Consider the following 12,282-nt stretch of genomic DNA (forward strand, 5'->3'; position numbering starts at 1 on the left):
GGATCATGCTCAGTCCGCCATCGCCACCAGGGCCTCGGGATCGTAGCCGAGGCGGACCGACGTGCCGACGGGGATATCGTCGGCGCCGAAGTCGTTGGTCTCGGTGACCGACAGTGGCTTTTCCAATCCGGGTATCTCGACGATCAGGTGGGTGATCTCGCCAAAATAGTGGCGTTCGACCACCTTGCCGGCCACTTCGAATTTCGCCGTCGCATTGTCCCACAGCACGCGCAATCGCTCCGGCCTGATGCCCAGAGTGGCGCCGCCGCCATTGCGCATGAAGGCCTTCGGCTTGTCGGTCCTGACGCGGCCGAAGCCCAGCGTGTCGACGACCAGCGAGGCGGCATTCTCCTCTATGATCTGCGCTTTTACGAAATTCATGCCGCCGAGGAAATCGGCGACCTGGCGGTTGACCGGCCGCTGGTAGATTTCCTTGGGCGAGGCGACCTGGGCGATCTTGCCGCCGAACATTACGGCGATGCGGTCGGACATAGCGAGCGCCTCATACTGGTCATGGGTGACCAGCACGAAGGTGATGCCGACCGCCTGCTGCAGGCGGCGCAGTTCGACCTGCATCTGCTCGCGCAATTTCTTGTCGAGAGCCGACAGCGGCTCGTCGAGCAGCAGCACCTTGGGCCGCATCACCAAGGCGCGGGCGAGCGCCACGCGCTGGCGCTGGCCGCCGGAAAGCTCGGTGGCGAGGCGTTTGCCGAGGCCGGTGAGCGACACCTGCGCCAGCGCTTCCTCGACGCGGCGCTTTTCTTCCGTTCCTCCCAGCCTGAGCCGTTTCAGCCCATAGGCGACATTCTGCTCGACATTGAGATGCGGGAAGATGGCATAACTCTGGAATACCATGTTGGTCGGCCGGCGGTTGGCGGGGATGCCTTCCATCGACTGGCCGCCGACCGAGATCGAGCCGCTGGTCGGGTTGTCGAAACCGGCAATCATGCGCAGCAGCGTGGTCTTGCCGCAGCCGGAAGGGCCGAGCAGCGAAAAGAATTCGCCCTCCTTGATGGTCAGCGAGGCGTCGTCGAGCGCCTTGAACGCCCCATAGCTGCGGGTAACGCTGCGGATTTCGATCATTGCTCGGTCGGTTTGGGGTCGATCAGATTGGGCCCGCTCGGACTTATCTTGCTTGGATGGCTCATCCTGAGGCCGTTCGGCCCGGGACTGCTCAGGCATAGAGGCCTCCCTCGCTCTGGGTGCGTCTGGCCGCATGACGGCGCAGGATCTCGGCAACGGTCATCAAAACGAAAGAGGCAACCAGCAGCAGCGTGCCCAGCGCCAACACACCCGGCAGCTTGGCGGCAAAGCGCAACTGGCCCCAGATATAGATCGGCAGCGTCGTCTCGGTGCCGGTCAGGAAGAAAGCGATGACGAACTCGTCGAGCGAGATGGTGAAGCAGACCAGGAGGCTGGAAATGATCGCCGGCGCCACCATCGGCAGCGTCACCCGCCGGAAGGTGCCGAAGGCACTCTCGCCGAGATCGGCGGAGGCTTCTTCGAGGCTGCGGTCGAAGCCCTCGAAACCGGCGGTCAGCACCGTCATCGAATAGGGAATGCAGATCAGGACATGGCCGAGCACGACGGTGAACAGCGACAGGCTCAGGCCTAACTGCAGCATGACCAGCAGCATGGAGATGGCGAGGATGATTTCCGGCAGCACCAGCGGCGCCATGATCAGGCCATTGATTGTGCGGCGGCCGGGATAGCGGTAGCGGGTGATCGAGCGGGCGGCGAGGATGCCGAGCAGCGTCGACAGCACCGATGCCGAGATACCGACGATCAGGCTGTTCCAGGCGGCGTCAAGCAGCGCCGGCGTCTTCGGCAGGTCTTGGTACCATTTCAGCGTATAGCCGGTGAGAGGAAATTTTGGCGTCGGCGCGGTGTTGATCGAGAAGATCGGCAGGAAGATCACCGGCAGATAGAGAAAGACGACGTAGAGGAGGGCGTAGGCGGACAGCCAGCCGCCGGGGAAAAGGCGCCGCCTCGCCGTCATCGCGCCAGCCTCTGCAGCGCGCGGATGATGAGCACGGTGGCGCCCGCCATCAGCGTCACGACCAGCATGGTGGTCACGGACAGTGCCGCGCCGAGTGGCCAGTTGGAGGCCTTGTGAAACTGCGACTCGATGGCATTGGCGATCATCACGCCATCCTTGCCGCCGACCAGCCTTGGGGTGACGTAGTCGCCGACGGTGGGGATCATGACGATGAGAGCGGCCGAGATGACGCCCGGCGCCGACAGCGGCAGCGTCACGCGCAGGAAGGAGCGCAGCGGGCCGTCGCCAAGATCGGTGGCAGCCTCGACCAAGGTGCGGTCGACCTTCTCGAGCGAAACGAAGATCGGCAGGATGGCAAAGGCCGCCCAGGCGTGTGTGAGCGTGATGATGACGGCGCTGGAATTGTAGAGTAGCGCGGTCGATGGTTCGTCGATGATGCCGAGGCCCATCAGGCCGGAATTCAGCACGCCATTATAGCCGAGGATGACTTTCCATGACATCACGCGCAGGAGATAGCTGGTCCAGAACGGGATGGTGATCAGGAACAGCCACAGGCTCTTGTGGCGACCGCCATGGAACGAGATGAAATAGGCGATCGGATAGGCGAGGATGACGGTGAAAAAGCTCACCGTCAGCGAAATGTAGAGCGAGCGCCAGAGCAGATCGCGGTAGATCGGCTCGGTCAGCGCGATGCGATAATTCTCCAGCGTGAATGTATGGTCGATGGTGAGGTAGTTCTGCGTCCAGAAGGAGTGGGCGAAGACCACCAGGATCGGCACCAGCAGCAGGATCAAAGCGTAGACCAAGGTCGGGCTGATCAGGGCAAGGCCCTGGACGGACTCGGACTGCAGAAGGGCGTTTCGCCTTGCTCGCGTCATGCGCCGCGTGGGCACCCCTTCGGCAGCTACCGTCATTGCAGCGACCCGGGCGTGATCTCGGTTGCTGGCTCGAACTGTTCCGCCATGATGCTCCCATCGACCGGGCCGGCTGCCTGTTCCCAATTTTTGCGGAGCGCGCTTTGCTGGTTGCGCTCAAGCTTGCCGGCTTTCTTTCATCATGAGCGCATCCGTGCATTGAAATCAAGCGCTATTTCTGTAATATTGATTGAACGGACATTCAAAATGAAGTGAAGAAAGCCGGCTTTCCTGCCCTTGGCGCTTCGCTTTCTGTCCGGTGAAATTACGCTCAGACGATGCGAGGCAATGATGGCGGCTGCAAGAGACCTAAGAGCGATGGAAATGGCTGACGGTGGCGATGCGGTCGAGCTGGCCAAGCGCCATCTCATCCAGCCCTGGCCTTATGCCGGCTCGGTCGGCAATGAAGCGCGTGCGCTGATCGGCGAGGGCGATGGCATCTACATCACCGATGTAACAGGCAAGCGACTGATCGACGGGCCGGCCGGCATGTGGTGCATCAATGTCGGCCACCGCCGCGAGGAGCTGGCCAGGGTGATGTACGACCAGGCGATGATGCTGTCCTACAACACGCCCTGGTATACGATGAATGCGCCGTCGGCCGAGCTCGCCAAGCGCCTCGCCGATCATGCGCCGGGCGATCTCAGCCATACCTTCTTCACCACCGGCGGATCGTCGGCTGTCGAGACGGCACTGCGCTTCATGCAGTTCTACAACAATGTGCGCGGGCGGCCGGAAAAGAAGCTGATCCTCAGCCGCGGCGGCGCCTATCACGGCTCGACCTATCTGTCGGCCTCGCTCAACGGCCGGCCGCGCGACCGCGACTGGATGGACGGCGCCGACGATCTGGTCGTCAAACTGTCCTCGCCAGACCCGTTCCGGCGGCCGAAAGGCATTGACATCGCCGCCTTCTGCGATTTCCTGGTCGATCAGTTTCGCGATGCGGTCGCCCGCGTCGGCGCAGAGAAGATCGGTGCTTTCGTCGGCGAACCGGTGCAGGCATCCGGCGGCGTCGTCGTGCCGCCGGATGGCTATCTCAAGCGCATTCGCGAAATCTGCAGGGACAACGATATCCTCTATATCTCCGATGAGGTGGTGACCGGCTTCGGGCGGCTCGGCCATGTCTTTGCCTCCGGCGATGGCTTCGGCATCGACCCCGACATGATCACCTTCGCCAAGGGCGTTACATCAGGCTATTTCCCGCTTGGCGGCGTCATCATCTCGGAGCGGCTGCTTCAGGAAATGCGCCGTTCCAACCATCCCGATGCGATGTTCGGCCATGGCCTGACCTATACCAGTCATCCCATCGGCTGCGCGGTGGCGCTGAAGAACCTCGATATCCTGGAAGACAGCGTGCTGGCCCACACGCGCGATGTCGCGCCCTATTTCCAGGCGCAGTTGAAGACGCTGGAGGAACTGCCGCTGGTTGGCGAAGTCCGCGGCATGGGCCTGATGGGCTGCGTCGAGTGCGTAGCCGACCGCGAAAGCAAGGATCCGCTGCAGCTCGACAAGGATGTCGGCAAGCGCATCGACGCGCATTGCCACGAACTCGGCCTCCTGGTCCGGCCGCTGATCAACATGTGCGTGATGTCGCCGCCGCTGATCATCACGCGAGAGCAGATCGACGACATGGTGGCGATCCTGCGCGAAGGCATTTCGCGGACCATGGACGATCTGCGCAAAGAGGGCGTGTGGCAGGGGTGACTGGCAGTTCCGCCCCTACACCTGCGAGCGCATAGCCTCATTGAGGTTCCACATGTCCTTCTCCTCCGGCGCCGTCTCCAGGCCCAGCACCGGGATCTCCTTGCGCAGATGGTCGTGGTGGGTGCGCACACCGTATTCGAGGTCGGAGAGATAAAAACCCTCGAAGGCCTCCGAGATCATGGACTCGTTTGACCAGACGGAAAGCTGCACGTCCTCGTTCATGGTATCGCGGTCGATGCGGTAGGCGAGATAGCGGGCGGCCGCCTGTTCCCGGGTCTCGTCGGGGTAGCGGTAGATGGCGCCGCGCAGCAGCGTCTCGCCGGTCGACAGCGGGAACTCCTGATAGAACTGCACCGATTCCGGCATGATCGACAGCGCGTTGTTGGGGAAGATGCCGTAATAGATCCAGGCCCTGCGCAGATGCTCCGGCAGGTGTGAGGCATCGGGCGTGAGCTTGATGTATTCGCGCACGCTCCAGCGCCGGCCGGCATGCGGATTGTAGGTGGCAAACGAGCGCGACACGCCGTTGATGAACGGCTCATCGAAATAGGTCGAGCCGTAGAGATCCTGCAGCGCCGGATGCGCCATGGCGACGTGGTAGCCTTCATTGTCGACGTCGCGCACCGACTTCCAGTTGACCGGCGTTTTCTGTGTCCAGATGCCCCAGGACGGCACCATCTCGGCCGCATTGTAGTGGGCCATCTCGGCCTCGATCGGCTTCAACAGTTCGGCCACCGAAGGCTGCGGGCCCCCCTTGCGAAAGCGGACAAAGATGAAGCCCATCCATATCTCAAGGTCGAGCGGCATCAGGCCGAATTCGGTCTTGTCGAGCTCGGGGAAGGAGCGCGGCCGGGCGGCGCCGCGCAGCGTGCCGTCGAGATTGTAGACCCAGCCATGGAACGGGCAGACTAGCGCGTTCTTGCAGGTGCCCTGGCTGTCGGCGACGACGCGGCTGCCGCGATGCCGGCACATGTTGTTGAAGGCGCGCAAGACGCCGTCCTTGCCGCGCACGATGAGCGCCCGCTCGCCGACCACGTCCATAGTCAGATAGTCGCCGGCATTCGGCACGTCGCAGACATGGCCGGCGATCTGCCAATGGTTGCGGAAGACGTATTCCTTCTCAAGTTCGAGAAGCGCGTCGGAGTGATAACTCCAGCCCGGCAGACCCCGCCGGTCCCAATCATTGGGGATCGCCACGTCACGGAGATGCGGGTTCATAAAAAAGCTCTTCTTTTATTGAATACTCATTCAATAAAACCATATTTTGCGTTGAAATGCAACGGCTTGTAGAAATCTCAACTTTTCAAGTCGGCACAACAGGGCCGGCTGAAAGCCAGAAAATCCCGGAATATCCGGGCGTTAACCGGGGTCGTGAAATAGCTGTCCGGCGTGCGGATTTGGCCGTGCCGAGCTTGCAAACACGGCCCGCTCCGAGACGAAAAATACCTGGCGTCCGCAAATTCGATCCGCAGTGTGAGCTTGTTCATAGTGCGGCCGACAGGAAGCGGGCTTGGTGCGTTCGCGGCCCGCCTGTCGTCAACATTTGATTGCGCGCATGAAACAGCTTCGCAAATGCATCTTGCCGTCGGCACATGACCGGATCTGTCCGGATATGCCCGAATTTCTTGTTTCAAACCTGTTACGCGGGCAAGCCAAGCGCATCATTCGCCCGTTACCAGGCGCGCTTAGGTTCGTTTCATAAGAAAACGAAGGGGGGCAGCAATGCATACGAAAATCGAGATCACCAGCAACGAACGGCGCGCCAAACCGGCACTGCGTCAGCGCGCCAGCGACCATCCGGTTGCGATGTTCTCCATGCTGGGCGCCTGCGCTCTGGCCGTCATGTTCCTGACACCGGCTTCCGGTCCGGCCTTCGCTTCGCTCAACCCGCCGGCCAATGTCGTCCAGGGCGCGCTGACCACCATCAAGACCGCCCGGCTGCCGGAGCCGGAAATCGATTTTGCCTGCCAGGGCCAGGCCTGGGGCGCCGAGAGCGCGGAGTGCCTGCGCGTCATCGCCGCCCAGTCCGGCGTGCACAAGGCGCGTGCCGTCCGCATGATCGCCAACGCAGCGCCGCTGACCACGACACCCAACGTTTTCTGAACCTCCCGAGCGCTTCCTCCCGCGCTCGTTCTTGGCTCCCGCCGCTTCCCTCGGTCGGGAGCCTCTTTTTTAGGGTCTATCGAGATTCGGGTGAGGCCGGCCTGCGCATGGAGGTTCCCTGCGCTTCCGGTGCTCGCGTACTTCAAGTACGCTCCGCTCCGGTTCTCGGGAACCACCATTCTCGACTCGGCCTGACCCGAATCTCGATAGACCCTACGTGGGTGCTTCGAAAACTTAGCCGGCGGAGGCGACCTGGTCGGCTATTGCCGAGAGTACGCCGCGGACGTCCAGCGTCGAGAACGGCTTTTCCAGGATTTGCGGGCGCTGCGGCGCCGGCAAGGCTTCGATCTCGGCCTTGGCGCCGATCAGGTCGCCGGTGACCAGCACGAAGCGTTTGGCCAGCGCCAGGTTGTCGGCGAGCAATTCGCGGTAGATGGCAATGCCGCTGGTGCCGGGCATGCGCAAGTCGGAAAAGACGATGTCTGGCGGCATGTGGCCGGTCAAGGTCGCCGCCGCCGACGTCCAGGCCGGCACAACCCGCGACTTGATACCCATCAGTTCCAGGATGTCGGAGAGGGAGCCGGCGACGTCGGGTTCGTCGTCGATGATCAGCGCATAGCGCAAGCCGCTGGAACGAGCCGGGCTGTCGCCGGCTGCTGCCGCGCCGCCGGTGATTACCGGCAGCTGGACGACGAAGCGCGCGCCGCGCGGCAGCACCTCCTCGAACCAGATATTGCCGTTGTGGCGCTCGACGATCGATTTCGAGATCGACAGGCCGATGCCGGTGCCGACGCCGACCGGCTTGGTGGTGAAATAGGATTCGAAGATGCGGCTGCGGATCGCCTCGGGAATGCCCGGTCCGTTGTCCTCGACCGAAAACCCGGGGTTGCCGCGATCGCTGCGGAATGTCCGCACCTTGATCAGGCGGTCGCCGCCGATACCGGCCAGAGCGTGTTGGCTGTTGATTAGGAAATTGGCGGCCACCTGCGTGACGTGGTCGGCATCGGCCATCGCCAGCAGCGGGCCGGGCGCGAAATCGGTGTCGATGATGATGCCGCTCGAGCGTGCGCCATAGGCGGTCACTTCGAGTGCCGCGCGGATCACCTGGTTGAGATCGGTCTCGGCCTGCGCCGCCGGATGCAGGCGCACCATCGACAGGAAGCTTTTGACGATGCGGCCGCAGCGCTCGGCAGCGGCGCGCACTTTCTCGGCGCGAACCTTGGTCTGCGGGTCGGTGGCGAATTCATGCAGCAGCGTCGACTGAGCAACGACCACGGCGAGCGGATTGTTGAGCTCGTGCGAAACACCGGCCAGCAGCGAACCCATCGCCGCCATCTTCTCGTTCTGGTGCAGTTTTTCGCGCTGGCGGTTGATCTCTTCTTCGGCGCGCAGCTTATCGCGCAGATCGCGGATCGAACCGAAGATGAGCTGACGGTCGGCCACCCGCATCTCGGTCGCCGTCAATTCGATGGGAAACACCTCGCCGGCCGCATTCTGTGTCACGGTCTCAAGCCGCTGGCCAACCATCGGCGCGCCGCGGCCAGACATGTATTCGGCGCCCGAGACATAGCCCTTGCGGTAATATTCCGGCACCACGGTATCGAGCAGGTCCTTGCCGAGGATGTCGCTGCGCTGATAGCCGAACATCTTTTCGGCGGCCGGATTGAATTCGATGATCGAGCCGGTCTCGTCGATGACGATGATCGCGTCGAGCGACGCCTGCAGCATGGTGCGGCGGATGACTTCGCTGGCATGGGCGTCGGACGGCGAGTGCTCGATGGCGTCGCCGATGGCGAGCGCGATGATGTGCATCGTCGCCTCTTCCTCTTCGGTCCATTCGCGCTCGTTTAGGCAGTCATTGACCGCGAACGTGCCCCACAGATGACCGTGCGCGAACACCGATACCGACAGGAACGACTTGATGTGCTGCTTTTCGAAATCGGCCCTGAGGAACCCGTCGAGATCGCGCGTATGGCCGGCGAAGATTTTGCCTTGCCGCTCGTCCTCTCCAATCCGCTCCAGCAGCGGATCGGTATCGACGATCGACTGCATGATCACCGTCGGCGAAGCCAGTTCGCCGCCGAAGCGAGGATCGATCCAGTAGGCGGCGACCGATTGGGCGAAGCCCTGGCCGGGCAATTCGCGCAGCCTGAACAGGATGCCGCGCTGGCAATTCATGGCGCTGCAGAGCGTTTCGAGGATGGTTTCCATCTCGCGCTGCCAGTCGCCGGCATCGCGCAACCGGCGGACGACTCGCACAGCCGTCATCGCGGCGCTCTGGCGAGCGCCTTGCGGGTCCATACGTGGTGCTGGTTCAGCGGTCATGTCAGCCATCAGTAAAGGGCCGTCGAATTAGGCAGCTATGGAGCATTTCACGAAAAAGGTGAAACGCTCCATGTTTCAATGCAATCCCGAACGGAAAATCGCTACGCACTGTTCCTGGAATTGCTAAAGCGCTTCACCGTTTCACGGAAACGGAGAAGCCTCTATCTCTTTGTTTTCACACAATTCCGGGCGGAAACCGCGTACACTTTTCCTGTAATTGCTCTAGTGCCCGTCACCGGTCGGCAGCGAGAAGATATAGCCTTCGCCGCGCACCGTGCGCAAAAATTTCGGATTGGCCGGATCGGTTTCGATCTTCTTGCGCAGCCGCATGATGCGAATGTCGACGGCGCGCGACGATTCAGGATCCTCGACAAAACCAATCGCCTCGGAGATCGCCGATCGCGTCAACAGCCGGTTGGCGCGGGTCAGGAAAACCTCCAGCACATCGAACTCGCTCTTGGCCATGTCGATGACGGCGCCGTTGGCGCCGGTGACAAGCCTGCCGTCGAGGTCGGCCTGGAACGGGCCGAAGGTCAGGCGGCGGCCGCCATCGGCTTGTGTCTTCGCCGCCTGGGCGGGCTCGGCTGCGGAACGCGGCGCAGCACGCTGCGCACACGAGCCAGCACCTCACGCAACTCGTAGGGCTTGACGATGTAGTCGTCGGCGCCAAGCTCCAGCCCGACAATGCGGTCGAGTGCGGTGCCGGCAGCCGTGGCATAGATGATGCCGACCGGTATTTTCGAGCGCAGCCAGCGGCCGAGCGACAGTCCGTCCTCGCCCGGCATGGCGATGTCGAGAATGGCCAAATGAAACGGTTCCGTCTCCAGCAAGGCGCGCGCCTCGGCCGCGCTTCCGGCCTGGGTCACATCGTAGCCGTTGGCGCCGAGATACTCGGCGACCGCGTCCCGGAGATCGGGCTCGTCCTCGACGATGACAATCCGTGCCCGCACTATGGCCTCGCTCCCGCTTTCAGCGGAAAGTAGATTGGGTATAAACATGATGTCCAGCACTCATATCCGGTTGCGGGGGAACGGGAAGAAAAACATGGCTGCACGATCCGTCATCGCGCTGGTTTCCGTCGCCGATGTGGTGGCCGGCGATCTTGCCGATCATCTCGACCGGCGCGGCCATGACGTGCGCGAGGCGCGGCAGCCCTGGGAAGCTGAATCCCTGCTTTCGGCCGGAGGCATCGATATCGTCATCGTCGGCGACAGCCTCAGCCAGGCGGAGGGGCGGGACCTGCTCAGGCGTTATGGCGGCGGCCAGAGCGCGGACGGGAAGGCGGCGCCGGATTTCATCCTGATCTGCCGGCCGGCCGATCTGGTCGACAAGGTGCTGGCGCTCGAGCTTGGCGCCGCAGATGTCGTCGAAAGTCCGCTCAATGTCAGGGAGCTTGCCGCGCGCATCGGCGGCCTGCTGACGCGGCGCGGCAGGTCCGCCCAGGAACTGATCGTGCTGGAAAATGCCACCGTCGATTTGCGGTCGGCCATCGTCATGCACCGTTCGGGTACGGAAGAACAGCTGTCGCCGGGCCAGGTGGCGCTGCTCAGGCTGTTTCTGGCCAGCCCGCGCAAGGTGCTGACGCGCGACGACATCATTGCGGCGGCGCCCGCCGAAAATGCCGATGCCTTCGACCGCTCGATCGATTCGCGCATCGTGCGGCTGCGCCGCAAGCTCGACACCGAAACCATCACAACTATACGCGGCGCAGGCTACCGGTTCGACCCGCCGACGCAGCGCGCCGACTGAGGGTTGGGAGGCTGGATTGTTCCTCGGCTCGCCCAAAAAAGCTGCGCAATCTTGGGCGCCATGCATAGGCGTCAGCGCACCACCAGAAGCGATGGTCCCGACGGCAATTCGCTGGCGACTACGATTTCGCTGGCGGCATGCGCGCGGTCCTTCAGAAGAACCGTGGCGAGACCGGCAAAGCCGAGCAGGCCTTGTGCATAGAGCAGTACCGAAAGCACGGAGGCTGCAGATTTCGTCTTCATCGGTTGTCCCCAAAATCAGAACCGCGGGTGCTTCAGGATAAACCCGAAGTGCCCGCGTCGCCCACGGAGCCCCCCGTTGCGACGCGGGCCTTCGGTCCTCTCGGCAGCAAGTTGCCGGAGGGGCCGCGCATCCACTTCAACCCGAGGCCGACCCGCCAGAGGGCCCTGAGACGGTTGATGCGCAGACTGGAGACAATCCAGACCAAGGCTATGAACAGCGCGGCATGCAGCGTCGAAATCTCACCCGAATTCATCACCGCCAGTTTCGTCATCGGGGTGCCGGCTACTGTGCCGATGCCGCCGACGACAAATGCGGCGATGCTTATCCTGAAGAGCCAGGACAGGGTTGTCGATTTGATGCTCATTTTTCGTTGGCGCCGGCTGTTCTCGTTGGGATGACTTTGCCGCGAGCCTGTAACCAGATCATGCCGCCCAGGCCGCGCTTTGTTGCAAGTCGGTTTCGAGCGATGCCAATCTTCTTTCATATAAGGACATCAGCACTTTCGTTTGGGGGGCGGTGCGTGATCGGGAGTGCGCAGCGAAGACGGGAGCACGCTCCTTGTTGTCCACCTTGCTTGTTAACCCGAGGAAACAGATTCGAAACACAAACGAGCGTCGATCGAAATCAGCCTGAAACATGACGCAGGGATAAGCGGCCATCGAATTGACGCCGGCCCGGCCGGCAAAGGGGAGCCATCATGTACAAAGCCATTTCCGCCAAACTCATCAACGTCGCCGCCGCCGCTGCCGGCGCCGCGCTTCTGCTTGGCGCTGCCAACAGCACCGCCCATGCCGCGGCAAACCAGATCGTCGCGCGAGTTTCGCTGTCGCAGCAGACCATGGAAGTGCTGGTCGATGGCCGGCCGACTTTCGCCTGGAAGGTCTCGACCGGCGACAGTGCGCATGTCACGCCGACCGGCTCGTTCAAGCCGACCCGCATGTACGAGATGTGGCATTCGAAGAAATACGACAACGCGCCGATGCCGCACTCGGTCTTCTTCAGCGGCGGCTACGCCGTGCATGCGACCAACGCCATCAAGCGGCTGGGACGGCCGGCGTCGCATGGCTGCGTGCGGCTGCATCCCGACAATGCCGCCGACTTCTACCAGTTGGTCGAAACCTTCGGCCCGACCAACACCAGCATCGTCATCGTCAAGTAGCAGACTGCGTTTGGAGCGATGGTGCAGCGCAGCCGGACAGGTCATGCCGCACCGCAAGTTCCCGCCTTGGAGCTCCATCGGGGCTT

The 12,282-nt window shown here is 62.6% G+C and carries 11 protein-coding genes and 1 pseudogene; 4 read left to right on the forward strand and 8 right to left on the reverse strand.

The genetic code is table 11. The annotated features are described in order from the left end of the window. Nucleotides 1–9: 9 nt before the first annotated feature. The 3 genes from NKL04_RS28590 to NKL04_RS28600 all read right to left on the reverse strand — a co-directional run bounded on the left by NKL04_RS28590 (nt 10) and on the right by NKL04_RS28600 (nt 2,913). Nucleotides 10–1,083, reverse strand: a complete 1,074-nt coding sequence (locus NKL04_RS28590; RefSeq protein ID WP_023690124.1) for an ABC transporter ATP-binding protein — start codon at nt 1,081–1,083, stop codon at nt 10–12. 91 nt (nt 1,084–1,174) lie between these two features. Continuing rightward, the gene (locus NKL04_RS28595) at nt 1,175–1,999 is read right to left on the reverse strand and encodes an ABC transporter permease (protein ID WP_023690125.1); all 825 of its coding nucleotides are present in this window, start codon (nt 1,997–1,999) and stop codon (nt 1,175–1,177) included. Then, the gene (locus tag NKL04_RS28600; protein WP_023701363.1) at nt 1,996–2,913 is read right to left on the reverse strand and encodes an ABC transporter permease; all 918 of its coding nucleotides are present in this window, start codon (nt 2,911–2,913) and stop codon (nt 1,996–1,998) included. Before NKL04_RS28600 ends, NKL04_RS28595 begins: the two co-directional genes overlap by 4 nt. Nucleotides 2,914–3,204: 291 nt before the next feature. Here NKL04_RS28600 and NKL04_RS28605 point away from each other — a divergent pair, with 291 nt between their 5' ends. Further along, on the forward strand, nt 3,205–4,617 hold the full coding sequence (locus NKL04_RS28605) for an aminotransferase (RefSeq protein WP_023701365.1): 1,413 nt from the start codon (nt 3,205–3,207) through the stop codon (nt 4,615–4,617). A 15-nt stretch (nt 4,618–4,632) separates the two neighbouring features. Here the strand turns inward: NKL04_RS28605 and NKL04_RS28610 are convergent, their stop codons facing one another. Continuing rightward, a complete protein-coding gene (locus NKL04_RS28610) occupies nt 4,633–5,835 on the reverse strand; it encodes an aromatic ring-hydroxylating oxygenase subunit alpha (protein WP_023701366.1) in 1,203 nt (400 codons plus the stop codon). Between the two features lie 504 nt (nt 5,836–6,339). Between NKL04_RS28610 and NKL04_RS28615 the strand changes: the two genes are divergently transcribed. Beyond that, nucleotides 6,340–6,720 (forward strand): hypothetical protein, encoded by a 381-nt coding sequence (locus tag NKL04_RS28615; protein ID WP_023701367.1) that lies wholly within the window; start codon nt 6,340–6,342, stop codon nt 6,718–6,720. A 234-nt stretch (nt 6,721–6,954) separates the two neighbouring features. Here NKL04_RS28615 and NKL04_RS28620 read toward each other — a convergent pair whose 3' ends face one another. Together NKL04_RS28620 and NKL04_RS28625 are read right to left on the reverse strand one after the other, a co-directional pair. Then, nucleotides 6,955–8,988 (reverse strand): PAS domain S-box protein, encoded by a 2,034-nt coding sequence (locus NKL04_RS28620; protein ID WP_084568555.1) that lies wholly within the window; start codon nt 8,986–8,988, stop codon nt 6,955–6,957. A gap of 279 nt (nt 8,989–9,267) precedes the next feature. After that, nucleotides 9,268–10,043: pseudogene (locus NKL04_RS28625) on the reverse strand (response regulator). 46 nt (nt 10,044–10,089) lie between these two features. Between NKL04_RS28625 and NKL04_RS28630 the strand changes: the two are divergent. After that, nucleotides 10,090–10,794 carry a response regulator transcription factor gene (locus tag NKL04_RS28630; protein ID WP_023701370.1) on the forward strand — a complete coding sequence of 235 codons (705 nt, stop codon included), beginning with the start codon at nt 10,090–10,092 and terminating at the stop codon, nt 10,792–10,794. Nucleotides 10,795–10,865: 71 nt separating this feature from the next. On the opposite strand, the gene NKL04_RS28635 is transcribed toward NKL04_RS28630, so the two are convergent. Both NKL04_RS28635 and NKL04_RS28640 read right to left on the reverse strand, forming a co-directional pair. Beyond that, nucleotides 10,866–11,036, reverse strand: a complete 171-nt coding sequence (locus NKL04_RS28635) for a hypothetical protein (RefSeq protein ID WP_023670062.1) — start codon at nt 11,034–11,036, stop codon at nt 10,866–10,868. 32 nt (nt 11,037–11,068) lie between these two features. Beyond that, nucleotides 11,069–11,401, reverse strand: coding sequence for a hypothetical protein (locus NKL04_RS28640; protein WP_023670061.1), 333 nt, complete (start codon nt 11,399–11,401; stop codon nt 11,069–11,071). Nucleotides 11,402–11,734: 333 nt separating this feature from the next. On the opposite strand from NKL04_RS28640, the gene NKL04_RS28645 reads away from it, so the two are divergent. Beyond that, a complete protein-coding gene (locus NKL04_RS28645; protein ID WP_023701371.1) occupies nt 11,735–12,196 on the forward strand; it encodes a L,D-transpeptidase in 462 nt (153 codons plus the stop codon). The last annotated feature ends 86 nt before the right edge of the window (nt 12,197–12,282 follow it).

It is taken from the genome of Mesorhizobium sp. C264A (assembly GCF_040324515.1).
GTDB lineage: Bacteria > Pseudomonadota > Alphaproteobacteria > Rhizobiales > Rhizobiaceae > Mesorhizobium.

Coding starts and splice junctions, on each gene's coding strand:
- NKL04_RS28590 (WP_023690124.1), bottom strand. CDS start 1,083: ATGATCGAAATCCGCAGCGTTACCCGCAGCTATGGGGCGTTCAAGGCG.
- NKL04_RS28595 (WP_023690125.1), bottom strand. CDS start 1,999: ATGACGGCGAGGCGGCGCCTTTTCCCCGGCGGCTGGCTGTCCGCCTAC.
- NKL04_RS28600 (WP_023701363.1), bottom strand. CDS start 2,913: ATGACGGTAGCTGCCGAAGGGGTGCCCACGCGGCGCATGACGCGAGCA.
- NKL04_RS28605 (WP_023701365.1), top strand. CDS start 3,205: ATGGCGGCTGCAAGAGACCTAAGAGCGATGGAAATGGCTGACGGTGGC.
- NKL04_RS28610 (WP_023701366.1), bottom strand. CDS start 5,835: ATGAACCCGCATCTCCGTGACGTGGCGATCCCCAATGATTGGGACCGG.
- NKL04_RS28615 (WP_023701367.1), top strand. CDS start 6,340: ATGCATACGAAAATCGAGATCACCAGCAACGAACGGCGCGCCAAACCG.
- NKL04_RS28620 (WP_084568555.1), bottom strand. CDS start 8,988: ATGACGGCTGTGCGAGTCGTCCGCCGGTTGCGCGATGCCGGCGACTGG.
- NKL04_RS28630 (WP_023701370.1), top strand. CDS start 10,090: ATGGCTGCACGATCCGTCATCGCGCTGGTTTCCGTCGCCGATGTGGTG.
- NKL04_RS28635 (WP_023670062.1), bottom strand. CDS start 11,036: ATGAAGACGAAATCTGCAGCCTCCGTGCTTTCGGTACTGCTCTATGCA.
- NKL04_RS28640 (WP_023670061.1), bottom strand. CDS start 11,401: ATGAGCATCAAATCGACAACCCTGTCCTGGCTCTTCAGGATAAGCATC.
- NKL04_RS28645 (WP_023701371.1), top strand. CDS start 11,735: ATGTACAAAGCCATTTCCGCCAAACTCATCAACGTCGCCGCCGCCGCT.